Source organism: Glaciecola punicea, from assembly GCF_001756615.1.
GTDB classification, from domain to species: Bacteria; Pseudomonadota; Gammaproteobacteria; order Enterobacterales; family Alteromonadaceae; genus Glaciecola; species Glaciecola punicea.
In genome coordinates, this window is record NZ_LZXY01000006.1 from 116,181 (window position 1) to 141,084 (window position 24,904).

Annotated in this window: 23 protein-coding genes; 14 read left to right on the top strand and 9 right to left on the bottom strand. The window is 43.9% G+C overall.

Annotation, left to right across the window (positions count from 1 at the left end; all coding sequences use genetic code 11):
• Positions 1-55 precede the first annotated feature (55 nt).
• Positions 56-2,704 carry a TonB-dependent receptor gene (locus BAE46_RS09060; RefSeq protein ID WP_070112425.1) on the bottom strand — a complete coding sequence of 883 codons (2,649 nt, stop codon included), beginning with the start codon at positions 2,702-2,704 and terminating at the stop codon, positions 56-58.
• 257 nt (positions 2,705-2,961) lie between these two features.
• Here BAE46_RS09060 and BAE46_RS09065 point away from each other — a divergent pair, with 257 nt between their 5' ends.
• Positions 2,962-4,923, top strand: a complete 1,962-nt coding sequence (locus BAE46_RS09065) for a BCCT family transporter (RefSeq protein WP_070112428.1) — start codon at positions 2,962-2,964, stop codon at positions 4,921-4,923.
• A 14-nt stretch (positions 4,924-4,937) separates the two neighbouring features.
• Complete coding sequence (locus BAE46_RS09070) at positions 4,938-5,411, top strand: MarR family winged helix-turn-helix transcriptional regulator (RefSeq protein ID WP_006006877.1); 474 nt, start codon at positions 4,938-4,940, stop codon at positions 5,409-5,411.
• A 35-nt stretch (positions 5,412-5,446) separates the two neighbouring features.
• Here BAE46_RS09070 and rho read toward each other — a convergent pair whose 3' ends face one another.
• Positions 5,447-6,424, bottom strand: coding sequence for a transcription termination factor Rho (rho, locus tag BAE46_RS09075; RefSeq protein ID WP_081483961.1), 978 nt, complete (start codon positions 6,422-6,424; stop codon positions 5,447-5,449).
• Between the two features lie 239 nt (positions 6,425-6,663).
• Here rho and BAE46_RS09080 point away from each other — a divergent pair, with 239 nt between their 5' ends.
• Entirely contained in the window at positions 6,664-8,127 is a 1,464-nt protein-coding gene (locus tag BAE46_RS09080; protein WP_425307104.1) for a YfcC family protein, read from the top strand.
• A gap of 26 nt (positions 8,128-8,153) precedes the next feature.
• Here the strand turns inward: BAE46_RS09080 and BAE46_RS09085 are convergent, their stop codons facing one another.
• Complete coding sequence (locus BAE46_RS09085; protein ID WP_070112430.1) at positions 8,154-10,298, bottom strand: exonuclease domain-containing protein; 2,145 nt, start codon at positions 10,296-10,298, stop codon at positions 8,154-8,156.
• 213 nt (positions 10,299-10,511) lie between these two features.
• Here BAE46_RS09085 and BAE46_RS09090 point away from each other — a divergent pair, with 213 nt between their 5' ends.
• The 5 genes from BAE46_RS09090 to BAE46_RS09105 all read left to right on the top strand — a co-directional run bounded on the left by BAE46_RS09090 (position 10,512) and on the right by BAE46_RS09105 (position 13,842).
• Entirely contained in the window at positions 10,512-10,703 is a 192-nt protein-coding gene (locus BAE46_RS09090; protein ID WP_006006886.1) for a zinc ribbon domain-containing protein, read from the top strand.
• A complete protein-coding gene (locus BAE46_RS09095) occupies positions 10,703-11,365 on the top strand; it encodes a flavin reductase family protein (protein WP_070112432.1) in 663 nt (220 codons plus the stop codon). The genes BAE46_RS09090 and BAE46_RS09095 overlap by 1 nt, the downstream gene beginning before the upstream one ends.
• A complete protein-coding gene (locus BAE46_RS14800) occupies positions 11,349-11,492 on the top strand; it encodes a hypothetical protein (protein WP_006006890.1) in 144 nt (47 codons plus the stop codon). The genes BAE46_RS09095 and BAE46_RS14800 overlap by 17 nt, the downstream gene beginning before the upstream one ends.
• A 212-nt stretch (positions 11,493-11,704) precedes the next feature.
• A complete protein-coding gene (locus BAE46_RS09100; protein ID WP_006006892.1) occupies positions 11,705-11,995 on the top strand; it encodes a high-potential iron-sulfur protein in 291 nt (96 codons plus the stop codon).
• 542 nt (positions 11,996-12,537) lie between these two features.
• Positions 12,538-13,842: a mechanosensitive ion channel family protein gene (locus BAE46_RS09105; RefSeq protein WP_006006895.1), complete on the top strand. Its 1,305-nt coding sequence runs from the start codon at positions 12,538-12,540 to the stop codon at positions 13,840-13,842.
• A gap of 247 nt (positions 13,843-14,089) precedes the next feature.
• Here the strand turns inward: BAE46_RS09105 and BAE46_RS09110 are convergent, their stop codons facing one another.
• Positions 14,090-14,305: an amphi-Trp domain-containing protein gene (locus BAE46_RS09110; RefSeq protein ID WP_006006897.1), complete on the bottom strand. Its 216-nt coding sequence runs from the start codon at positions 14,303-14,305 to the stop codon at positions 14,090-14,092.
• Positions 14,306-14,982: 677 nt separating this feature from the next.
• Between BAE46_RS09110 and BAE46_RS09120 the strand changes: the two genes are divergently transcribed.
• Positions 14,983-15,981 (top strand): D-cysteine desulfhydrase family protein, encoded by a 999-nt coding sequence (locus BAE46_RS09120; protein ID WP_070112434.1) that lies wholly within the window; start codon positions 14,983-14,985, stop codon positions 15,979-15,981.
• 251 nt (positions 15,982-16,232) lie between these two features.
• Here BAE46_RS09120 and nhaC read toward each other — a convergent pair whose 3' ends face one another.
• From nhaC to BAE46_RS09135, 4 genes are all read right to left on the bottom strand, one after another.
• Entirely contained in the window at positions 16,233-17,738 is a 1,506-nt protein-coding gene (nhaC, locus tag BAE46_RS09125) for a Na+/H+ antiporter NhaC (RefSeq protein ID WP_070112436.1), read from the bottom strand.
• Positions 17,739-17,757: 19 nt separating this feature from the next.
• Entirely contained in the window at positions 17,758-17,895 is a 138-nt protein-coding gene (locus tag BAE46_RS14805; protein WP_006006907.1) for a hypothetical protein, read from the bottom strand.
• 53 nt (positions 17,896-17,948) lie between these two features.
• A complete protein-coding gene (locus tag BAE46_RS09130) occupies positions 17,949-18,362 on the bottom strand; it encodes an Ohr family peroxiredoxin (protein ID WP_006006909.1) in 414 nt (137 codons plus the stop codon).
• A gap of 61 nt (positions 18,363-18,423) precedes the next feature.
• Positions 18,424-18,609 carry a hypothetical protein gene (locus BAE46_RS09135; RefSeq protein WP_006006911.1) on the bottom strand — a complete coding sequence of 62 codons (186 nt, stop codon included), beginning with the start codon at positions 18,607-18,609 and terminating at the stop codon, positions 18,424-18,426.
• Positions 18,610-18,880: 271 nt separating this feature from the next.
• Between BAE46_RS09135 and pnuC the strand changes: the two genes are divergently transcribed.
• Together pnuC and nadR are read left to right on the top strand one after the other, a co-directional pair.
• Positions 18,881-19,696, top strand: coding sequence for a nicotinamide riboside transporter PnuC (gene pnuC, locus BAE46_RS09140; protein WP_006006913.1), 816 nt, complete (start codon positions 18,881-18,883; stop codon positions 19,694-19,696).
• Entirely contained in the window at positions 19,693-20,721 is a 1,029-nt protein-coding gene (gene nadR / locus BAE46_RS09145; RefSeq protein ID WP_006006915.1) for a multifunctional transcriptional regulator/nicotinamide-nucleotide adenylyltransferase/ribosylnicotinamide kinase NadR, read from the top strand. The genes pnuC and nadR overlap by 4 nt, the downstream gene beginning before the upstream one ends.
• Before the next feature lie 50 nt (positions 20,722-20,771).
• Here nadR and BAE46_RS09150 read toward each other — a convergent pair whose 3' ends face one another.
• Entirely contained in the window at positions 20,772-21,725 is a 954-nt protein-coding gene (locus BAE46_RS09150; protein ID WP_070112438.1) for an NADP-dependent oxidoreductase, read from the bottom strand.
• Between the two features lie 488 nt (positions 21,726-22,213).
• On the opposite strand from BAE46_RS09150, the gene BAE46_RS09155 reads away from it, so the two are divergent.
• From BAE46_RS09155 to BAE46_RS09165, 3 genes are all read left to right on the top strand, one after another.
• Positions 22,214-22,888 (top strand): HAD family hydrolase, encoded by a 675-nt coding sequence (locus BAE46_RS09155; protein ID WP_070112440.1) that lies wholly within the window; start codon positions 22,214-22,216, stop codon positions 22,886-22,888.
• Between the two features lie 565 nt (positions 22,889-23,453).
• Positions 23,454-23,951, top strand: coding sequence for a phosphodiester glycosidase family protein (locus BAE46_RS09160; protein WP_070112443.1), 498 nt, complete (start codon positions 23,454-23,456; stop codon positions 23,949-23,951).
• Positions 23,952-24,258: 307 nt separating this feature from the next.
• The gene (locus tag BAE46_RS09165; RefSeq protein WP_244884997.1) at positions 24,259-24,879 is read left to right on the top strand and encodes a glucosamine kinase nucleotide-binding domain-containing protein; all 621 of its coding nucleotides are present in this window, start codon (positions 24,259-24,261) and stop codon (positions 24,877-24,879) included.
• The last annotated feature ends 25 nt before the right edge of the window (positions 24,880-24,904 follow it).

Sequence of the window (24,904 nt, forward strand, 5' to 3'; positions counted from 1 at the left end):
GTCGTTTACACTACCTAGGTAAATACTAGGAGTGCGGGCAACGGTGTTCAACTCTTTAGAAAAAGTCGTACGAGAATCTTACACCGATAGTACGTGGACGGTTGGTGACCACCTTAGGTGTAAACTGCTGATTATCGATATGTAGCACAGCGTTTTCATCAAACAGGTTGTCGATAAATAGCTCAGCTTTCCATTCGTCGTTAGTAATACCGTAAGCTATATTGGCTAACACGTAGCTGTCTTGAATGTAACGTCCGCCTTTGAAGGCATCGCCGTTGGCGTCAGTGTAGTTAACGCCTGCAAACACGGGTGCTTCTTGTTGAATACTTAGGCCAGAGCCGGTGCCATAGACAAGTTCGGTTGTTTCTTCAAGAACGAAGGCATCCATGGTCATGCTAGCAATACGGTCACCGGTATATACCAAGGAGCCATTTATGTAACTTGTTAAGCCGTTTTCCAGCTCCATGAAGTAGCGCGCTCTTATATTACCTGAGAACGATGCTGAATACGGTAGTTCAGCGCCTACAGGAGGCGCAATGCCGTCTAGCTCTGAGTTTATACGTGTTAATTCAGTGTCTAATAGACTAAACGAGGCGTCTAATATTAGATTGTCAGTGGCTAGCCACGTCATGTCACCGTCTATGCCCATAATCTCTGCATCGCCGACGTTATCGGTGAATACTAAGAAACTAATATTGGTGGGGTCAAACCGTGAGGTTTGTAGGTCGGTAATCTCTGAATAAAAGGCTGTTGCGTTCATACGGAATACGCCGTCAAAGAAGTCGCCTTTCATGCCTACTTCGTAGTTTTGCAAGGTGTCGGTAGTTGAATATACCGGTATGCGGAAGCCCTCAAATGCGCCTGTTTGTGAAGTCGATTTGCCGCCGCCAACACGGTTTGTGACTGGTGGCCTGAAACCTTCGCTTATTGTGGCAAAGAACAATAGATCGCTGGTTGCTTTCCAGTCTATTGAGGCTTTGAAAATGGTATCGTCTACGGTAAGTACGCCGTCGTCATCTAGTAATGACACATCTAACTGGCCGCTGGCTATAGCGGCGTTAACGGCTGCTGGATCTTCGCCAACCGCAATAAGTTCATCCGGGTCAAGTGAACCAAATGCGCGTAGTCTTCGTGATACATCAACGGTCGTGGTGGAGCCTTTATAGTCGTCTTTGATTTCGTACCAGCGAGCGCCTAAAGTAACCGTTAAATCTTCGGTTATATCGTACTCAGCTTGACCAAATAAAGCGATTTGATCAATACCGTGGCTTACATCATTTACGAAGCCTACTTCTGATTCAAATGGACCGCCGTTGCTGTTGATGCCTTCTTTACCTACTGTTTCACGTGCTAAATCAGTGAATTTCTCGGTGTTGGGTATTTTGAACCTACCCACGGTGTTTAATTCTTGTGAATCGTAGAATATGCCTGCGGTGATGCGCCAGTCTCTTGCTGCGTCAGTGTTCACACGAAATTCATGCGTTATACGTGAGGTATCGGTTTCTTCTTTATAAAACTTGGTCGGATCTAAGCATTTGTCATCAGCCTGATCGGCGTTGTTATAGCTACACACGTAGTAGGCTGAGAATAGGCCGCCGTTGGTGTAGCCGGTGTAATCTACCAATGAATCAATATCTCGGTTTAATAATCCACCTGTATAAACTAGTTCAAGCTCATTTAAACGACCGTTTAGTGTCCATGTAGTTAAGCCAAAGGTATCGGTGTTCTCTTCTGGTTGGAAGCGGTTAACGCTTGATGTGCCCTGCAGATTAGGATCGTAGGCAAACACGCCTTCGGTTTCAAGTTGCTGGGCAGTGTGCTGAACTAACACATCCCAATCGCTACTAAATTCATGCGCAATACCAAAACGTACGCCTGAGTATATTGCATCGTTGAAGTCGTCTTCAACTAGTGCATCGTTTTGAGGTACAACAACCGGGGTGTTGGCTGGGTCGGCTAAGGCGCCGCCTGAAATTCTACTGATAACAACGGAACTGCCTCTGTAGCCACCTTGGTCTGGGTCGTTAAGCACGTTGTCTATCCAACCGCCTTGTCTGTCGTTATAAGCGGTTATTCGTACTGCGGTGTTGTCAAACGGTACAAAGTTTAAGAACGCTTCAACTGAGTTGCTCATTTCACCGCCTTTAGTGAAACTAGTGCCAAAATCGAGGCCGCCTGCGAAACCTGCAAAATCAGGCTTTTTAGTGATCATACGCACGGTGCCAGACTGTGAGCTGGCGCCAAACAAGGTCCCTTGTGGACCGGGCAACACTTCAACGCGTGAAATGTCTGCAGCATATATGTCAAGGTTTCGACCTTGCATAGACACTGGCTGTTCGTCTAAATAAAACGCTACTGATGGCTGCAAAGCTTGTACGGTAGACACCGCAATGTTAGTTTGTGACGTTGCCGCGCCGCGGATGTATATTTCGTTTTGACCAGGGCCTGTGCCTTGAAACACTACGTTAGGTAGAAATTCGACGTAGTCTTGAAAGTTGTCAACGCCTAAGTTTTCAAGAGCATCGCCGCTTAGGGCGCTTACCGTTACGGGTACATCTTGAATAGATTCTGCGCGTTTAGTGGCAGTAACCTCTATGGTTTCAATAACGCGTTTGGGTTGTGCTGTGTCGGCAGTTTGCGCTGTTGCAATGGATGATACGCCTAATGCAGTTATGATTGCATAGCTTAATTTATTGATTTTCAATAGCTTCCCCTAATTAATTAACGAATAACGTACAATCAATGCATAATAGTTAGTGTGCTAAATATTACAATTATACGCTTCTGCTACGTAGTGTAGCACATACTTATGTATGGTATGACACATAAACTGCATAAATAATGTAATTATTCATTTGTGGACTAATTATTTGGTGTTTATTTAATTTTTTATTAAAATAATCGTGTTTAATACTACGCAATGTACTAAAATCGAACTTGGTTTTAATAAAGGATCACCCCGTGAATAAAGATGCACCAGGTAAGCTAAATAAAGCAGTATTCTATCCAGCGTCGGGGCTCGTTATAAGTTTGCTGTTGTTCACACTTGTTTTCCCTCAGATTTCTGGCTTGTTTTTTAATAACTTACAAACGACTATTGTCGACAACGGTAGCTGGTTTTATGTGTTCGTGGTGGCCGTTGTGCTCGTTTTTACGCTTTACCTTGGGCTGTCGCGTTTTGGTAATGTAAAACTAGGCCCCGATCATTCTGTGCCTGATTACCCATACTTAAGCTGGCTTTCAATGCTGTTTGCCGCAGGCATGGGTATTGGGCTCATGTTTTATGGGGTTGCAGAGCCTTTAATGCATTATTTGGCGCCGCCCACGATGGAAACTGGCACTATACAGGCGGCCCAAGAGGCAATGAAAATGACCTTTTTTCACTGGGGCTTGCATGCGTGGGCTATTTATACAATCGTCGCGCTAATTCTGGCGTACTTTAGTTTTAGGCACGATTTGCCGCTTACTCTTCGTTCAGGGCTTTATCCGCTTATTGGCGATAAAATTTACGGCTGGCGCGGTGATTTAGTGGACGTTTTTGCAGTAACGGGTACGCTTTTTGGTGTCGCTACTTCACTGGGCTTAGGGGTATTGCAAATAAGTGCAGGCTTGAATTATTTATTTGGGTTTTCAACTACCACCATCGCGCAAGTATGTCTTATTATTGGCATAACCTCACTTGCGGTGCTGTCGGTGTGCAGCGGGCTTGATAAAGGGATAAAATTACTCTCTGAGTTCAATATGACGCTGGCGGTGGGTTTGTTGTTGTTAGTATTAGTGCTGGGGCCTACCGTGTTTTTGCTGCAAGCGCTTATGCAAAACACCGGTGCTTATTTGTCGGATATTGTGCGCAACACCTTTAATTTATTCGCTTATCAGAAAACCGATTGGATTGGTGGTTGGACCATCTTTTATTGGGGTTGGTGGCTAGCGTGGGCGCCTTTTGTTGGCTTGTTTATTGCGCGAATTTCACGCGGTCGTACTATTCGCGAGTTCATTTTAGGGGTAATGATAGTGCCAACTATTTTCACCTTAATATGGATGACGATATTTGGTAACACTGCGATAGACATGGTGTTAAACCAAGGCAATGAAATGCTAGGCACCTTGGCCAATGACAACACCCCAGTGGCGCTGTTTTTGTTTTTAGAGCAGTTCCCCTGGTCGAATTTGCTGTCGGGTATGGCGGTATTAATGATAGTCGTCTTTTTTGTCACCTCATGCGACTCGGGCGCAATGGTAATTGATATGTTGTGCAGCCATGGCAACAATAATACACCTTTGTGGCAGCGAATATACTGGACAGCAGGCGTGGGGGTTATAGCAGCGGTGCTGCTACTATCAGATGGGATTAGTGCACTTCAAACCATGACCATTGCCAGTGCGCTACCCTTTGCTGTTGTACTGCTTATTGCAATGGTAGGGCTAATGAAAGCTTTGCGTGTAGAATCGTACAAAAAAGAGAGTCAGTTACTTGGGCAACCGCCCATGCAAGGCACAGGTAATTTGGGAGATTGGCGAGAGCGCCTAAAAAGCGTAGTGGATTTTCCAAATAAACAGCGCGTCAGTCGCTTTATTACCGAGGTAGGCCTGCCTGCATTTGGTGCGGTAAAAGCTGAACTTAAAAATCTTGAAATTGACGCAGCTGTCGAGCAGAATAGCCGCGGAATTATGATTAGTGTTGACCAAGGGGATGATCAAAGCTTCAGCTATGCGATAGAGCCTAAGCGCCATTTGCAGCCTGAGTTTTCCCATGACAACGTGCATAATGACGATAACGACAGCGTGTATTATCGCGCTGAGGTCCATCTTAACGAAGGTGGTCAAGATTATTGCGTAATGGGCTGGTCAAAAACTGCGCTTATTAATGATGTGGTTGATCAGTATCACAAACATTTGTACTTTTTGCATTTAATGCGCTAAGGATTAAAAGAAATATGAAGAAAGATGAAGAGTTATTGGTTGCCCTGCGCAGAATTATTCGCGCTATTGATATGCGCTCGCGTCAGTTGAATAAACAAGTTGGTATGACAGGCCCGCAGTTGTTAATACTACACAAGGTAGGCAAACAAAGCGGTGTAATGGTGCGCGAGATTGCCGAAGATATTAATTTAAGCTCAGCGACTGTCACCAGTATTCTTGATCGCATGGAAGATAATAACCTCGTGAGACGCATTCGCAGAACGCAAGACAAGCGCAAAGTTGGTGTGTTTTTAACAGAGGCCGGTGAAAAAGCATTTGAAACCGCGCCTATGCCCTTTCAAGAGCATTTTACAAATCGTTTTAACAGTCTAGAAAAGTGGGAGCAAAGTCAAATGGTGGCGACGTTGCAGCGCATTGCTTCAATGATGGACGCGCAAGATGTAGATGCTTCGCCAATGCTTGAGCTTGGCAGTATTTTAGATCGTTAAGGTGTGTTAAAAAAGTGTAAAAGGGTCAGGTCCAATTACATTTTTTTTCCACTCATCACTTCCAATAATTGTGCATTAGTCGGATACTTTTCGAGTAACTCAAACAATTTAGCGGCGCCGTCATATGCCTTGAGGCCGGTCAGTCCTCTGCGCAGCGTTCTAACATTCTCGATGTCTTTGGCGCTTATAAGAAGTTCTTCACGGCGCGTACTGCTTTTAGCAATATCTAAAGCGGGGAAGATACGCTTGTCGGCGATGTCGCGCGATAACACAATTTCCATGTTGCCGGTGCCTTTAAATTCTTCGAATATAATTTGGTCCATGCGGCTTCCAGTGTCAGCCAGTATGGTGGCTAAAATGGTCAATGATCCACCGTTTTCAATCTTTCTGGCAGCGCCGAACAGTTTCCTTGGAATCTCCATTGCTTTAGCGTCAAGACCGCCCGACATGGTGCGGCCGCTGTTTTTTGTGCGCGCATTATGTACCCGTGTAAGCCGGGTAAGTGAATCTATCACTATCATCACATCATGACCTTCGCCCGCTTCACGCTGCGCTTTTTGAATGAGCTTGTTGGCTACCCGTACATGGTGTTCATAGCTCTCATCGGTAGATGATGCGTGTACCTGCGCTTGCACGCTGCGGGTGAAGTCGGTGACCTCTTCTGGCCGTTCATCAATTAATAAAGCGTACAGTTTTATTGCAGGATAAGCGCAGCCCACGGCTTGGCAAATGTGTTTTAAAATGGTGGTTTTGCCACAGCCTGGTGGTGCCACAATAAGGCCGCGCTGGCCCATGCCAATGGGCGTAATTAAATCCATCGCTCGCATTGACAGCTGCGATGAACCTAATTCTAGATGAATACATTGAGTAGGGTTTACCGCCACACCGTCTAAAAATCGCTTTAATGGATCGCTTTGTGGCTCCCTGCGAGCTACTTTCTTAGCGGTCTTATCTGTTTCTGGTTTGAGCTCTTTCTTTTTTGGCAGGTTCAAAGATAATATTTTTTTTGTCATGGTATCGCTTTTTAGCTGTGGTGCACTAAATTTTTTAGATGCGTGTAATGGGAACAGCCCAATAAACATTATACAGGCTCATTAGGCATATTTCACGAAAGTCATTCATTGTTTCAGTAATAAGCTTCGTTAGGCAAAACCTGTGTTGCTGTGTAAGCACAAGCTACTTGTTTTTCACCATTTCTAGTTACACAATAGACCAAATTGTGATAACAATCTTTGCGGCTGCACTAAAAATGATAAAAAAAGAATTCGCGATACCTCACACGCTCATTTTACTACTGTGCATGATGTTTGTCGCCTATATTGCGACTTGGCTAATTCCTCAAGGTTTCTTTGAAACCGTCATTTTAGACAATGGACGAAGTGCGGTAGTGGCCGGCACTTATGCATTGGCCGATGAGCAAATTAGGCTCACGCCGATGGACTTTTTAGTGGCCATTCCGCGTGCTCTTGCGGCGGCGCAAGATATCATATTCTTTGTATTTATTGTCGGCGGTGTGCTCTCTATCGCGCGCGCTACCGGTACCATAGATGCTCTCATCGGCAGTTTGTTAGAACGTTTTGGCCATAAGCCTCATTTGCTAATATTTATGGTGGTGTTTTGTTTCGCGCTGGCCTCTGGTGCTATTGGAACGGCAGGTGAATATATTCCATTCGTGCTTATTTTAGTGGGCCTGTGTAAAGCGATGCGTCTTGATGCCATGACCGCTGTGGGCATGGTGGTCACCGGTTATGGCATAGGCTATGGGGTGTCGGCTTTCAGTCCTTTCACCGTTATGGTTGCGCAGCAGGTAGCTGGTATACCCTTGTATTCGGGCATTGAATTGAGGTTAGCGATATTTGTGCCCTTTGTATTAATCGGGTTTCATCATGTATGGCGCTATGCAAAAATGGTGCAAGATGATCCAAGCAAATCTTACACTGCTGGTTTGCCCTGCCCTCTAGAGAATAGCGAATCGGGCAACTATCCAGGCTTAAACTTTCGCCATAAATTAATATTATTTGGCTTAGTGGCAAGTATTGTAATTGCCGTGTGGGGAATTTCGCAAAGAGGCTGGTATCTTTACGAGCTAGGTGCGGTGTTTATTTTGTGGGGAATATTAACCGCGATAGTTGGCCAGTTAAGCGCCGACCTTGCGGCAACCAAATTTATAGAAGGGGTGCAAGAGCTTGCCACAACGGCGATATTAATAGGGGTTGCACGCGGCATTGCGCTGATTATGGAAGATGGTCAAATACTCCATACTTTGGTGCACGGCATGTCTATGCCCTTGTCGCATTTAGGCGCAGAATTTGCCGCGGTGGGTATGTTTATCATGCAGTCCTTGCTCAACCTATTTATACCTTCTGGCAGTGGCCAAGCTTACGTTACCATGCCTTTGATGGCGCCGGTGGGCGACATTATAGGCGTGAATAGACAAATTGTGGTGCTTGCCTATCAGTTTGGCGATGGTTTCTCGAATATGATTATTCCAACTAACGCTGTCTTAATGGGCATTATTGGGATGGCCGGGGTGCCTTATCATCTGTGGTTTAAATTTTGTTACCCGCTTATTTTGAAGTTGATGCTTGCGGCGTCTGTCGTGTTGGTGTTTGCGGTTATATTTGATTATGGGGCTGATGTGCAGCCAGCTGCTGTGAATGCTGTGAATGCTGTGAATTTGCTGATTGGACCTGACCCCATTAGTTCTTGGTCTTAGTGAGGCTGTGGGGTCAATGTAATACCTTATCTTCTAGCCTCGTTGACTAACTTTAACAGTTCACTCGCCGCGACTGCGTCAGACAGAGCGCGGTGATGGCGCTGCATGCCAATATCAAAATGCCTGGTTAAATTGGCCAGCGAGTAGCTAGGCAAACCTTTGTAGTGGGTTCGCATTTGCTGGACGGTGCACAATTTTGGGCGTTTGTAGTGGCGATTTATGCGGGCAAACTCTTCTCTTATAAATCCGTAGTCGAAATTGACATTGTGAGCAACAAATATGCAGTTTTCTGTGAAAGCTTCGAGTTCATCTGCAATATCGGCAAACAACGGAGCGTCGGCAACCATGTCGTTAGTGATGCCGGTAAGTGAGGTGATCATTGATGGTATACGCCGCTGCGGATTTATGAGGCTTTGCCATTGATCAACTATCTCGCCGTTAACCATTTTCACCATGCCTATTTCAGTGATTTTATGTGTGCCCGCGCGCCCGCCGGTGGTTTCTATATCGATAACCGCATAGGCTTGCATAGGATCCAAGGTCCAGCCCACGGTGGTGATGCCTACATCAATGCCGAATCCGCGCAGGCTTTGTAACTGCATAAGCTGATTGCGGCGCAAAGTGTCGCCTTGCGCTTTAACTTCTTCAAACCTAAGCTTATTGTTTTCAAGCACCATAATGTCAGGGTAGCCGTCGTTGTATAATTGCCAGTCAGAGCACATCGCGCGCAGTTGTCCTTTAAGGCCATTAAGCGGCAGATGTTCAATGACTACTGTTAGCTTATCGAGCATGTTCGTGTGCCAATTCACTATGCCTTGGCTTTTACTGTAATGGGCGGTGGCGCTTTTTGTTACCTGTAGCAACAAGTCTTTACATGAGGAAAACGAGGCAAGTCTTGACGCAATTTGTTTGCCGGCAACCGCTATGAAATTATGGTGTTTAAGGCATACTGGAAGGTAATCAAAAGGGGTCGCTAAGCCCAAGCCTTCTAGCTCGAAAAGCTCATGCCAGAAGCACAAACCAAATAAGTTTTTCCACACACTGTTTTCGGTTCGCCATGCCTGTATGTCGCGTGCGTGATAGTAAGCAATTACACCGTACTCAACACTTCCTTTATAGCTTTCATCAAGCAGTAGATGCCTATTATTTTCGCGCAGCATGTCAGTTAAGATGCTGGTGCGTTTTTTATGGTATTTACGGGCTAAAAAATCTTCGGCAAATTGCAGCAGTTTGTCTGTGCTTGGGTCGTCTACTATGGCATTGAGCTTTGCTTCAACGGCGTCTTTGAAGCCTAACTTATAGGCTTGCCTGCACCAAAACTCCTGCGCGAGTGGCGCTTGCAGATCTTGCGCGATGCTGAGCGCGGCAACGGGGTTAACCGTCAGCATAGATTTTGCCATCACATATCCAAGCTTTTGTGACACAAGAACGGCTTGAGGGCCATTGGCTTTTGGTAAGGTGGCCATGAAACTGACAATGTCACGTTCACTTTCATAAGTATGCTTTTTGGCAAATTCATATGCTTGGGTGAGTGCAAAGCAGCTGTACGCACTCGCATAATCAGCGAAGCGAGACTGCATTTGCGCCTGTTCGTCTCGGGTTCGCATTAGGCCTAAATCGCGCATAGAAAATTGATTCAGTTTGCCATTGATGTGGCCAAAGTATAAAAATAAAAAATAATCGACAAATGCGTCGGTTGTGCGCATTATATAGTCTTTAGCGACGCCGCTAGTGACTATTTTATGCGGGCATAAACGCTGGCAGTGTCGAGTAAAACTGGCTTTGTTTGCGCTTTTGATGAGTTTAGGAGAATCTGCAGCAGCGACTTCTTCATATAGTGCAGCTAATTCAGGTTTTGTTAATACCTCAAGCAGGTTTAAAACGTTTTCTACGCTTACGTTTTTTACAAAGCCTGAGGACACTAAATCAACCAAAACTTCTGAGGCCAAGGGAATTTCAGGAAAAGAGAGGGAACTGCGTTTTATGACCGGATATTTTCGGTTAATCAAGCGAACCGTTAAACACTGTGCTAAATGCGCAGATTGTGAGTATTTTTGCAGAAACTCAAGATCAAATTCGCTGAGTAAATGCGCGCTGGGCCCTTTTACAAAATCGAGAAATTCAGAAAAGTGAGTATGATAGTAAAATGTAGGTAAGTCGCGAAATGCCATAAAATCTTGCCGTTAATGGAGACTAGAAGGTGAGTAAAGAACAAGGAAATTAACTTGCAAAGTAGGCTCTTTAATTACTGGTTTAATATACAGTATTACGTGGGCACAGGTAAACCGTTTTTTTTAAGCCTTAAACGTAATAATCCAGACGCTACCTTTTGGCGTAAACAATACACAATTGATGTAAAGTAATAATAGAAGGCGTGAGAATTTATGAGTTTATCCCGAGCCGAACGCTTTGAGTGTCCCTACTGCATGACCATCAACGACATCGAAATAGATGAAGCCAACGATATTGGACAGCAGCAAATTGTTGATTGCCAAATATGCTGCGCGCCCATAGAGGTACTTATCATAGACAATGGCTTTGGCCTAGAGATTATTGCGAAACGAGACGACGAGTAATGACTAATAGAGTATTTACACAACGCGACATAATGCAGTTGCCGCAGCGAGAGCGTGCGAATTTCATCAACTCACTGTCAGGTTTCAAAAGCGCTAATTTAGTTGGCACGCAAAGCAAGGAAGGTCTTAATAATTTGTGTTTGGTGAGTTCGGTGTTTCATGTAGGCGCGCATCCTCCGCTTGTAGGTATGTTAATGCGTCCACACACGGTGAGGCGAGATACGCTTCAAAATATCAAAGACACAGGCGTTTACACCCTGAACCATGTCCATGTTAGTTTTGCCGACAAGGCACATCAGTGCAGTGCGAACTACCCCGGTGATACCAGCGAATTTGAAGCTGTTGGTTTAACGCCGAAAATGTCAAGTGTAGTGAAGGCACCGTTTGTGGCAGAGTCGATAATAAGCATGGCGCTTGAAGTTGAGCAAATTAATGTGATTGAATTAAATCAGACCGAACTTGTTATTGGACGTGTTGTTGAGGTTGTATTGGCTGACAATATTTTGCTTAATGACGGCTATGTTGATATTGAAAAAGCGGGGTCAGTGGCAATATCTTGTTTAGACAGTTATCACAAAACAGCGAGATTAGATCGTTACAGTTACGCGAAACCTGAGCAAGCGTTAAGCTCTATATGGCTAAATGATGATCCCAAATCTTGAGCAACTGCTGCTTGTATGTGGTATTTCGCTTGCAGGGGTAGGGCTAATAGTGTGGCTAATACTCAAAATACCGGTAGAGCCTGAGACTGACGATGAAGATAATGATGAAGATGAACGGATTAATTAAGTCCCTTGCAAGAGCAGTTTTAGGCCTTTCTGTTCACTTTTGTTAACACAGCACAATAAAACTAAATAAACACCTTTACAATCCGTTCTATTTCCACCACAGTATAGATTACACAACCCAAAAGGCCTGCGATTTTTCGCGGGCCTTACTTGTTTCTGGGAACATGTAAAAAAGAATTGTTCTCATTAGCGTTTTGTAAAAGGAAATATAATATGAAACCAGTAAATCGTCGTAACTTCTTAAAATTAACTGGCTCTGGCTTAATCGGCCTAACTCTTGGTGGCGTTGCACTTAGAGTTAATGCACAAGAAAAATTATCGCCTGACGACGCCACTGCCAAAGCGCTTCAATATGTACATGAATCTCCTGTTGAAGGTAAATACTGCGACAACTGTATGTATGTTCAAGGTGAAGATGGCGCAGAATGGCGTCCGTGTGCAATTTTCCCAGGTAAAGTCGTAGCCGCTAAAGGCTATTGCTCTGCTTGGTTGACAAAAGGCTAAGCCCTTACTACAAGCGCGCAGAAACTTAAAAAGCCGGTACCGTCGTTGTTCCGGCTTTTTTACGTCTAGGGCTTCCCCTAATACATTGATCACTAATCTATACTTTAGACATTAATATTAATAGTCTATACGCGCATGTATTAGACGCACGTGAGTAATAATGAACGAAAATTCTATTATTTGAAATACCGCCCTTTCTTCGCCTGTGCAGACTATTACTTGCGCTAGTAAGCTATCTGTATGAGCTTGGGATGGTATTAAGCAACAATCAACTTGACGCGCTATAATTTAGGGTAATCGTTTTATTCCACCTAAGGTGATTGACCTGTATGAGATTTATACTAGTGTTAGCAAAGACCGGCTATATAATGCAGGCCTAAGAGTTCTTAAACCGGCACTAGCGTCGCAGTTTGCGCCCAATATGGCTCAAATTGTTTAGAAAGGGTCACAGGGAAATTGATTTCCCGTCGATTTTCCTCTGACCCATTGATTTTCTTTGTTAGTATACGGATGTTTATAAACGTAAACATAAAGGATAGTAAATGGATGCCTTAAGAAGCCAATTCAAAGATTCGGCTTTGCTGTGGTTGCAGACCTACGTGCCGGGTGAGGCAGCGCTGTATGTCAATTTTATAGCCTTAGCATGGATATTGTTTGTGGCGGTGCTGCTGCATATTTCATTGCGCATGATATCTTCTAGATTGGTCGCAAAGTTTGAAGAAAGGCGTCGCTCGCGCACCCAACTTACTGCTTTGTCGCATAAGTTACTGCGGCGCATATCGTTTATTATTCAAACTGCGGTGGTACTGCTTCAGGCCAGTGTATGGTTTGAAGAGGGATCATCTGCACTTCGCGTCATAAGTGTAATAGGAGACCAGTTTATTGTAGTGTTCGCCTTGCTGGCATTTTTTACGCTACTCAATATTTTCCAAGCCTTTAATGACTCGCGCACAAGGCGCACTCAGTTCCCGCTGAAGGGTTTATTGCAAACCGTTAAACTAATTGCCAGCGTGCTAACTGGCATACTGCTGGTGTCCCTACTCATGGATAAGTCGCCTTTAATACTCTTAAGTGGTTTGGGTGCGGTATCTGCAATTTTGCTATTGGTATTTAAGGATCCCATACTCGGTTTAGTTGCTGGTATTCAGCTGTCAGCTAATAATATGTTGTCGGTGGGTGATTGGCTTGAAATGCCAAAATATGGCGCCAACGGAGACGTGGTCGATATTGCGCTTACTACAGTAAAAGTGCGCAACTGGGACAAAACAATTACCACCATTCCCACCTATGCGCTTATATCAGATTCATTTAAAAACTGGCGTGGAATGACCGAAGTAGGCGGGCGGCGTATTAAGCGTTGCGTATACTTGCAAATGAGCAGTATCGGATTTTTAGACGAAAATACGCTTAATCGCCTGTATAAAGCTGAGCTGTTAACCCCTTACCTAGAAGAAAAGTTAGCGCAAATTAAAGAAATCAATAGCAGCTTAAACACGGATATGTCAATACTGTTGAACGGCCGCAGACTGACCAATATAGGTACGTTTAGGCAGTATTTGTTGTCATATTTAAAAACGCATCGTCATATTCGTCAAGACATGACCTTAATGGTGCGCCAACTCCAGTCATCTAATTTGGGTTTACCCATTGAGATTTATGCGTTTACAAATACGACAGTATGGAATGAATATGAGAATATCCAGTCGGACATATTTGACCATGTGTTAGCGGCACTGCATGAATTTGGGCTACAGATACATGAAGATCCTACCGGCCAAGATGTGCGTTTTTTGCAAAGCGCGTTTAAGATTGAGCCGGCCAAGATTGACACTGCCAAGTCAGATTGAGTTCAAAATTAAGCACGCTCGCTGATAAAAGCGCGGGGTTTGAAAGCGAGCAAATTAGGTTTAGCCGAAATCGTTGGGGCAAAGGAAGGGGGTAGGACGTAACTTGAACAAATAATTGAATGATAATGATTGTCATTCAATCTATTTGATGTATAGTTCTACTCTTGAAGTTTGTGCTCCTAGAGCTTTTTAGTGTGTGTTGAGGCGGGCTGTGTGGGCCCGCTTTTTTATGTCATTAATATGTGTGCTAGTTTGACCATTTTATCTGAAATTCTATTTCTTCCTCTGAATCATCTCTCTCATGCTCAATGCTATATACCGCCCTCACTGGAACATAGATTCTTTCACCGGCTATCTGAATATCAAAGCGTTCGCCCGATTCTAAGGCATCCGCTAGGCGTCTCAACTTTGAAATAAATTCCGCTGTTGTATATTCTTTTTCTATATCTCTTTCGTTCTTCATAAATTTTATCCTTTTGAACACGGTAGTTATCTTAAAAAGCGGTGAGCATCGGTACGTTTAGCGGCGATTTTAATCTTAGCTTTTTGCAAGCAACAAGGATTCAGGATACCAACGACTGCGCTAATCACCCTTTTCAGGCCACAATAATAAATACCTATTAGGTTCGCGTATTGGATCATTTCGTACTAAAAGCAGTAAGGTATATTTCAATTAAAATATCAGCATAAACAATGTCCCGCCTGTGTCACTGTTGCCTACTTTAACCGCACCGCCGTTGTTGAAAAGGCAGAGAATTTTTCATATATCTAGTACGGCGACAATGATGTCTAATGCAAATGTAAAGTAACTAAAATAGCGACTATTGTCGCCATTATTTAAGCCTAGATGGGCCTTTAATAAAATGAAAAACGGATAGTATTTAATTGTGGTGACCTGGCGGTTTCTGTGTTGCTTACAAATGTTAACGTGAGCTTTGCGACGAATTTTAATACGCTTATTTATGCTCGCTTTAGCAAAGTTGCTTAACAAACTACACCGTTAACTCAGGCTTATGAGCCGCATAGTAAGTATCGCTATGATTTGAAAACGATATACAATCATTGCTTTGAGTCGTTATATTGTGATTGAATATTAGTGAACTGACGTCGTAATAAGTACTGCAACAAAACGGGTAAAGTATGAAATACAATCACATTCCAAGAGAGCGTTTAGGGTTTTTCCCAACACCGCTGGTTGAACTTAGTAAATTGAGTAAAAAGCTTAATGGCCCTAGAATATTCATGAAGCGAGATGACAACACCGGTCTTGCAATGGGGGGTAATAAGACAAGAAAGCTTGAGTTTATTTTGGGAGACGCGCTGGCTCATGGCGCAAACACAATTGTTACAGCAGGTGCGGCGCAGTCAAATCACTGCCGGCAAACAGCCGCCGCCGCGGCTAGTTTAGGGCTTGAATGTCATTTGGTGTTAGGCGGAAAAGAACCTGCTCATGTAAATGGTAATTTATTGCTCGACAAAATTTTTGGCTGCCATATTCATTGGGCAGGACAAAATCGCAAAGGGGAAGACATTCCTACTATTGTTGAGCAACTGAAAAGAGACGGCAAAAAGCCCTATGTTGTGCCTTACGGTGGCTCAAATGCGCTGGGGGCTGTAGCCTTTGTAGAGGCTTTTGCTGAGTTACAGGCTCAGTGTAAAGACTTAAGGCTATCATTCACGCATATCGTTTTTGCTTCGAGCTCTGGCGGCACCCATGCTGGTTTAATGCTGGGAAATAAGCTTTTCAAATCGCCTTGCCAAATAGTGGGGATAAATATTGATAAAGATGAAGCGGGTGAGGCTTCCTTTCATCAAACCATCGTATCTCTTGCAAGCAGTGCAGCGAGGCTAATAGGCGAAGACTGTACGTTTTCAGACTCGGATTTAACGCTTAATCTTGATTACGTAGGGGAAGGCTATGGTGTGATGGGCGCCTTAGAAAATGAAGCTATTTCGATGACTGCGCAAACACAAGGGATATTATTAGATCCGGTTTATACGGGTAAAGCGATGGGTGGCTTAATTGATATGATCCGTGCTGGCCAATTTAAGCCAAGCGACAGGGTTTTGTTTTGGCATACCGGCGGAGCACCTGCTTTATTTGCTTATTCGAGTGCGTTAGATTTAGCGCAAAAATAGTAGTACGCTTGGATAGGAATTTCGAACGTTTTGCGCTTACGCTGCGATCGCTTACGCTGCGATCGCTGAAGCGGTAATTGCGCTGGGTAAGAAGAGCTTAGGCTTACAAGTGCTTGCCCAGGCAGCGGAAACCTTAAAGCAAGCGCAGATACTAAAGACCTTACAGTGCGATACCCCGCAGGGTTTTACTGTAGTGGGCCGGTAGCGTTTGAACAGGCGTTGCTTCACGCTATGATTTTTGTTGAGTAGCTCTAACGCTCAACAGGGGCATCGTTGATTTTTGGCGTGCCATCGTCGTTAAATTCAGAAACTGCTTCATTAGAGGACGCCCAGCGCTCTTTTTCTTTATCTGTTGCTTTGGGTGAAAATAGTCCCGTGAACGCGTAAAAAATACCAATTAAGGGCGCCGTCCAGCAGGCAAATGCGAGCGGTATATACAAAAGGTTCTCCAAATTGCCATCTACAATACCAAGACCGAGTGTTGAAATCACAAACGCGCCACCTGCATTCCACGGAATTAATGGCGACATTAGGGTGCCGCCTTCTTCAATTGCACGCGATAAATTTAAGGTTGAATACCCCATACCACGGTAGACTGGTGAATACATTCTTCCTGGCAAAGCGACCGATAGATAAGGGTCACCCGCGACTATATTCGTGGCAAAAGCAGTGCCAACCGCAGCTGTTTGAATGCCAGCAAAGCTAGTTACTTTGCTCTTTATTTTATTAATAATTGACTTTAAACACCCTGTTTTTTCAAGTGCACCGCCATAGCCTAGCGCAATCAATATCAATGAAATTGTCCACATCATTGATTGAATACCCCCACGATTCAGCAAACTGTCAATCTCTTGGATGCCGGTACTAATTGAATAACCATTGTTGGCATAATCAAAGATTGACTGCAGGCTTTGCCCCTGCAAAATCATCGCGGTTGCGCCACCCACAACCACGCCAGCAAATAGTGAGGGAATGGGTGGATATTGCTTTATAGCCAAGCCCATGACCACCACAGTCGGCAATAGCACCCATCCTGAAATATAAAAATTTTCATTTAAGGCACTAGTAATACCCTCAACTTGCTCAAACGAAACGCTTTGGGTGTCTATCACGAAAAATCCGACGAGCAGATAAATGACGAGGGCGATTAGCATAGCGGGGATTGTTGTTGGCATCATATTCTTTATATGGGAAAAAACGTCTGTGCCGGTAACCGCAGGTGCTAAATTGGTTGTATCGGAGAGTGGCGAAATTTTATCACCAAAAAACGCGCCAGAAACTACAGCGCCGGCCGTCCAATACATAGGAATGTCAAAGCCTTCTCCAATACCCATCAGGGCTAAGCCAACGGTTCCTATACTCCCCCAACTGGTGCCAAGAGAAACAGATATCAGCGCACAAATAACCATAGCAGACGGCAAGAATATTTCAGGTGAAAGTATCTTTAAGCCATAATAAATAATACTGGGGACGGTGCCGCTGGCAATCCAAACACCTATAATCATGCCAACTATGATTAACACAGATACTGATGGCAAAGCCACGTGAATAACGTGAAAAATCCCTTTCTTAATATCGTCCCATTGCAAGCCTAACTTAATGCCAACGATGCTAGTAATGGCTAAACCGATGGCAAGTGGAATGTGTGGTTCAAAAACGCCGAAGTAAAAAATTTGAGTGCCAAGAATGAAAAGCGTTAACACGATAGGCGTCAAGGCAAGCGCAAAGCTTGGTGTTTCATAGTCTGTTTTTTTCATTCAAATGCCTCATGGCTTTTTACGATTTTGGGACCTTTTCTTGGTTGAGGTCAACAATGACGATATCAGCGCCATCTTTTGCTAAGCCAAACGCAATAGCTCTTCCAGCACCTTTGGCAGCGCCAGCGGCTAATGCGGTTTTACCTTGTAATGACATACGTGTTCCCTCTTCGTTGCTGGATTAAAAAGGTCGCTGTACCGATTTGGGTCTTAATTTACTTCCGAAGTTACTTCGATATCAATGTTGTTGCGGGTGGCTTTAGAGTAGGGGCAGACTTCGTGTGCCTTTTCGACCACTTTTTGGAAGGCATCGGTTGACAAATCTGTACTGTTTGCGATGACGTGAATTTTAATCGCTAGTTTGTAATCGTGATTATCGCCCTGCAGCAAATCTACTGTCGTTTCAGTAATTGAAGCAAAGCTGACGCCTTCCATTTTTTTAACCACGCCTAGCGCACTATCAAAACAAGCGCCATAGCCCATGGCTAGCAGTTGTTCAGGATTGTTTCCTGTTTTATTGCCGCCAGGTGGTGACATGCTGACCTCAAGGTCGCTGTCGCTTAAGGTAGCCGTGCCGACACGGCCGCCTGTAATGGTAGATTTAGTAGAATATAGAGATTTCATAGTGGATCCTTTATCGTTGATTTATAAGTGACGGGGCAAACTTAATACGTTTTCGGAATGATTAAGAAACGACTGATTCACTAGGCAATCTAATTGCTTGTGAACCCAAGCCATTTAAGTGTGAAATTTTTTCACTACCTTGGTAACTTTGTAACAGTATAGAAATGCCTTTGTAACCTTTTAGTCTTTCTCTAATATTAGCAGTGAAGGATGTTAACTGATTGAATAAAAATGATTCTTTCGCCATATTTACATGCCTTTTTCATTTGAATAGTGTTCAATTGTAAGATTTCTACTTTTACTTACTTCAAGTTTTAGGCCATGTTTACAATCTGATACTTACATCATATATATCGCAGTTTATATATTTTAAGGACGACTAATAATTGAAGCGATGATTTTATTTTTACTATTTTCCTGCCAGCTTTCAATCGTTTAGTGCGTTTACCACCATAAAAATTTACAATGCCTAGCAATGCCGTTCAAACGGAATCTATCGTTATTAGGATATCCCACAGATGAAGCAAGATGTGCAAGTGTTAGCTGATTTAAAGCGTCTGCGTAGCGGCGAGCGTCTTTGGCTAGCCGTGTTTTTGGTAATCATACTTATCAGCACTTTGTGGTTTAGTATTGAAGGTACCGACTGGCAAAATACGCATTCTATACTGCTTAATTGGCTGGTAAGTCCGATAAGCGCTATTAGCGGTGTATTGTGCGTGGTGATGGTGGCCAAAGGCCTATTATCTAACTGGATTTGGGGACTTATTAGTGCGCTTTGCTATGGGCTAATTGCGTGGACCTCAGGTTACTATGGTGATTGGCTGCTAAATTGGTTTTATTTCCTACCGGCTCAGATTTTTATTTACCTTAGCTGGAAAAATCAGATGAGCAGCGATACTAACATCGTCAATATGCGTAGGCTTGGTTGGCACTGGCTATGGGTAGTTGCCTTAGTGCTGCTGGGCATTGGATTGGGTGCATTGCTATTGATGCAGGTCGATGGCTTTGTCAGCGAAGCACTGAAACGCAATTCAATGGTGTATGGCAGTTTGCAGCAGCTAACCGGCAGCAATTGGAGTGGACCCCTGCTAGACAGTTCAACTGTGATGCTTCAAATCACTGCCCAGTTGTTGATGATCCGTATGTTTACCGCACAGTGGGCTTTCTGGCTATTAACCAATGTGTTAAGCATTTTTGCATGGTCAATGGTGCTTATTACCGAGCCTAGCTCAGCGCCCTACGCTGTGCCAACCTTATTTATGTGGCTGGCATTTTTAATAAATTCAGTGTACGGTGCGGTCAATTGGCATTATGGAGCGAAAGCAGCGCAATGAAAGTTGGTTTATTTCCGGGTAAGTTTCTACCGCCCCATCGCGGGCACATTACGGCGATATTGCGTGCTCACGCCCTGTGCGACAAACTATATGTCGTGATCAGCGAGCGCAGTGCTGAAGATACGGCACTGTGTGACGATGCAAACTTACCGCATATTGCTGGCGTGTTGCGACAACGCTGGCTATCACAAGAGCTACAGGGCTTGGGTATCGAGGTCATACTGCAAAATGATGGCAATACGCCTCCTTTTCCGCAGGGCTGGCCCGACTATTCCGCACTGCTCAAGCAAAATACACCTGAACCGTTCAACCTCATCTTCGGTGGAGAGGAGAGCTATCGTGATGGCTATAACCAGTATTTTCCGGGTACTGACTACATATTATTAGACCCTCAGCGCACCCAATGGCCCATTAGTGGCACCGCCATTCGTCACAAGCCATACCTACACTGGGACTATATTGCCGGCGCTGCTCGCCCGTTTTTTGCCCGCAAAGTGCTGATCACCGGGCCAGAATCCTGCGGAAAAACAACGCTAACGCGCAAGCTGGCAAAAGTCTATTGCACTTCATGGTCTGAGGAGCTTGGCCGCGATTATCAAGAGGACGTGATTGGCGGCAACGGCGATTTATTTGATTTAGAAGATTTTAATCGCATAGCGCACTTGCAATATGAGCAGGATCTTGTGGCCTTGCGCAGTGCCAACAAGGTCTGTTTTTTTGACACCGATGCTGTGGTAACGGCGTTTTTTAGTGAAGTGTTTCTGGGTGAGGTTGCCACTCGCGTGCACAGCTTTATTAATCCAAACAAATACGATTTAATCATTGCGCTTAAGCCTACAGTGCCATGGATAGCGGACGGTATAAGGGAGTTGGGCACGCAAGCTGAGCGCGATCACAGCTTTGATAAACTTATGCAGCTGTATCAAAGCTGTGGTTTTGATGCTAATAAGGTTTTGATCATCGATTCGCCGGACTACTATCAGCGGCTAGAAGCCTGTATTACGGCAGTAGATAAACTGCTATAGCGCTGCGATGCCCAGTGCTGAAGCCCACTTGCTAAACACCGCAACTGAATCTAAAAATCAATCGCCAAAACCACTTTACCCTGGGTCTTGCGTTGTTCATTTTCGTCTTGAGCCTTTGCCGCTTCTTTTACAGAACGAATATTAATCGTTGGTGTTTTTACTTTTTTAGCATCAATTAATTGCGCGATTACTGTTAACTCTGCACCAGAAGGTTCGACGAAGACAAAAGTTGCTTGAACACCAAGATCACGAGCTTTGTTTTCATCAGGTGGCTGTACGATACTTACTAGGCGGCCGCCTTTTTTTATCGTAAGCCATGCTTCGTCAAGTGAGTCTCCCCCAGAAGCATCAAACACTACGTCAACGCCTTGGGGAGCTATTTTTCTAACCGATTCCACAACATTGCCTTTGGTATAATCAATCGTATGATCCGCACCTAGAGTTTTTAGGTAGTCGTGGTTCTTAGAGCTTGCCGTGGTAATTACAGTGGCGCCTTGGACCTTGGCGAATTGAATTGCTAAGCTACCGACGCCACCTGCTCCCGCAGTAATAAAGACAGTTTCACCCTTTTTTAAGTCTGCTGTATTAAAAAGGCTTTGGTATGCGGTCAGGCCCACTAGGGGGATCGCTGCTGCTGCTGAGAGTTGTAGTGTACTGGGCTTCAATGCCACTGCGCTCTCTGATAGATTGATAAACTCCGCGTATGTACCATCATGGACCTCTGCTTTTCTAGCGTAGGCATAAACTTCGTCTCCCACTTTAAAAGAACTAATAGCGCTGCCGACTGCAGTAACTTTGCCAGCCACATCCCAGCCTGGGACTATGGGCAGTTTGTGAGACAGCATTTCCACAAGGTGTCCGGCTCTAATTTTTGCATCTACAGGGTTTACAGAAGTAAATGCGATGGCTACTGTGACTTCGTCATTATTAAGATCGGGAAGTGTTATGTCGGAAGTATTAAGAACCGATGAATCACCAAATTTGTCGAAAATTATTGCTTTCATTTTTTCTCCATTTTTTTAGTACCCTTGCCTTTGCAAGGGGCGATGTTGTTAAGATAGCCACTGTGTGGCATTAATCAAACAAATTATAGTAACAATTGGTATCAAAAATATTAATATCAATACTAAAGACCTGAATTTAGAGTATAGGATGAATTAACACTATACCCTTCGTTACAGCTGTCTTGTGGCATGGATTGATATTTGCTAAAGGAAGTTTGTGGTGATATTTGTGTAAATGGCAGCCGTTAATAACGTATGTTAGTAATCCTTTGGTACTGAAATCCTGCAAATACCAAGCGCTAACATGAGCGCCATTTAGCAGCGCCCATGTTAGCGAGGGCTTTGCCCCATCGTATCGGCCGCCTGTGTTAAAACGCAATGTGTCTAACAATAAAAGTGTATCATCTCAAATAACGGCAGACCGAGCATGTTTGCTTTAGTTTCTAAACTAAAAATGTCTAAGCAATTACAAGGAGCTTAACCAGATTATGACATTAAAAGCGATTTTATGGGATATGGATGGCACTTTAATTGACAGTGAACCTGCTCACCAAAAGGCCTTTCTCAAGGCTTTAGACTCACTCGGTGTGAGCGTGGGGTTTGGCACTCAAAAAGAAATGTTGGGGCTTAGTTCTGTTGAAGTACACCAAAGGGTGGTAGAGCTGACTGGGCTTAACATTACGCTAGCACAGTGGCGAGCTGAGAAATGGCGGCACTATCAATACTGTTCAAGAAATATTACCCCACTGAAAAATAGTCAAGCCATTCTTGATGCTTTTAGTGCAAAAGCGATTCCAATGGCCTTAGTATCTAACTCAAGTCGCGACGAGCTTGAGTTGAATCTTGAAGTGACGAATTTACAAAATTATTTTCAATTTATCATTAGCCGTGACGATGTAGAAAATGGTAAACCTTCACCCGAAGGCTATTTAGCAGCGGCAAAAGCACTATCAATCAAAGCCAATGAGTGCCTAGTAATTGAGGACAGTTTAACGGGTGTTAAAGCCGGTTTAGCAGCGAAAATGACAACACTGTTTCATCCAGAGTCCGATAGTTTGGCGCCGCTATGTCCTGAAGGTGCAATATTGTTAAGGCCAGACAAAGATTTGAATGAATGGCTATTAACGGCCTTTAACTACCCAGATGAAAATAGAAAACGATGACTAGCAGCTTATGCATAACGTCAACTCATAGTTTACTTTTCTTTATGTACATACCCCATTGTCGCTGTTAACGCCTCTAAAGCGAGTATTAGCACTAGCACCTAATACCCTCTTTACGACTCTGGCCGTAAATAACGTACCAAATCAACGCTAGTTTTGCATTAGTAAGTGTTTCTTTTGTTCTTGAAAGATAGTTGCTTGTCAAAAAATAAATACCCTACTGTGTGGCGAGCAGTATTGCATCCCCATTTATTTGCACACGCAATCTGTCCACCCAATTAAACTAGCCGATTGGCAATGTTCAGGGCTCTGTGGGCTTACAACACCATAGCGTGATTTTCTTAAATCCACGCCACGCTGCCATAAGCTTACAATGAAGGGTGTGAATATGATTGCCAATATAGAAAAACAGCCATTGCAGCCCAAGTAAAAAAGATAACGATCTAATTAGTTACGTTAATGGTCATTCCTATAGCGTAGAATAAAATATTATCTATTAAAGAAGTAAAAAGCTGGTATTAAAGTCACACTCTTTAATAGTATGTTTCTACTATCAGATACATGTATGTTCGGCTTAGGCGCGCTGAAAGACGACATGTACATCGTAAATGGTGGTCCTACGCTATTGGCTGATGGTAAAAACTCCGAAAAAGTGTGGGCAGTTCAAGGCTGGGTTCCTATAGCAAAAAATGAAGGAACAGAATCATTAGATATAAGAGATGAAGCAACCTTAACGAATAAGGTTAAACGCAGTAATAGGTCTAAATTTTATGAGAGTTGGATAAATCAACGCCATCCACGCACAGCGCCAGGGGTAACTGGAAACGGGGTATTGGTAATCGCGGTGATTTATGGCCGAAACCCAAAAGTAAGTGCTGGTGCCTCTATACCTGAGATGGCAGATGTTATGCAATCGTTAGGTGCTATAGATGCTGTAAATTTAGACGGCGGGGGATCAAGTGCTATGTATGTTGGGGGCAAAGTTACGGGAATACCATCCGACGAAAGTGGTGAGCGTGAGGTTGCTGACGCTCTTATTTTCGTTTTAGGCAATAAGGAATAAAAGTGTCTTAACAAAAAAATGATACAGATTCACTCGACAAAGCTATATTTCTAGGAATCGATGGCGGCGGTTGTAAATGTAAAGCCGTGTTAATGGATCATAATGATAATATTTTAGGCATTGGCGTTTCAGGCTCAGGCAATCCGGTGTATGGCGTGGTAGAAGCATAAAATTCTATCGTTGAATCAGCAACGATAGCGCTTAAACAGGCGCAATCTAAATATAAAGACTTCTGCTATTACATTTGGGAAATGTAATAGCAGGAATTGGATTAGCAGGTGCCAACGTTCTTTAAATGCACAAAGAAATGACACAGTGGAGCTCACCTTTTAAATCTAAATATATTACAACAGATTTACTCATAGCGTGTTTAGGCGCGCATAATGGCAGCGACGGAGCGGTGATGATTTCAGGCACAGGCTCATGTGGATATTCATATGTTAATGGTAACTCGCTAATTATTGGGGCACATGGTTTCCCCCAGGGTGACAAAGGCAGTGGTGCTTGGTTTGGTCTGAAGGCAGTTGAGGCTTCTCTTTTATCCCTAGAAAAAATCGGATCAAGAACAGCCATTCTAGACTTTCTATTTAAAGCGTTACAAGTTAACAACGCTGAGGAAATTGTGGGTTTAGTTGCATCTAAGCCATCTTCAACATTTGCATCAGTAGCGAACATAGTTTTTCTTGCCGCAGAAGAAAAAGACAATGTAGCTTTGGCTATTTTGAATGAAGGGGCACAATACATTAACGATATGGCAAGGCTACTAGATAAGTCTAGCCCGCCCAGAATTTCGCTGATTGGAGGATTAGCTGAATCAATTGCACCTTACTTAAATATTGGCTTACAGCAGCGCTTAGTTGGGGCATTGTCGCCTCCTGAGGTTGGTGGAGTCCTTTTTGCAAGACAGCAAATTTCTATAGATAAGTAGACATTCAACGTAAATAATATTGAGG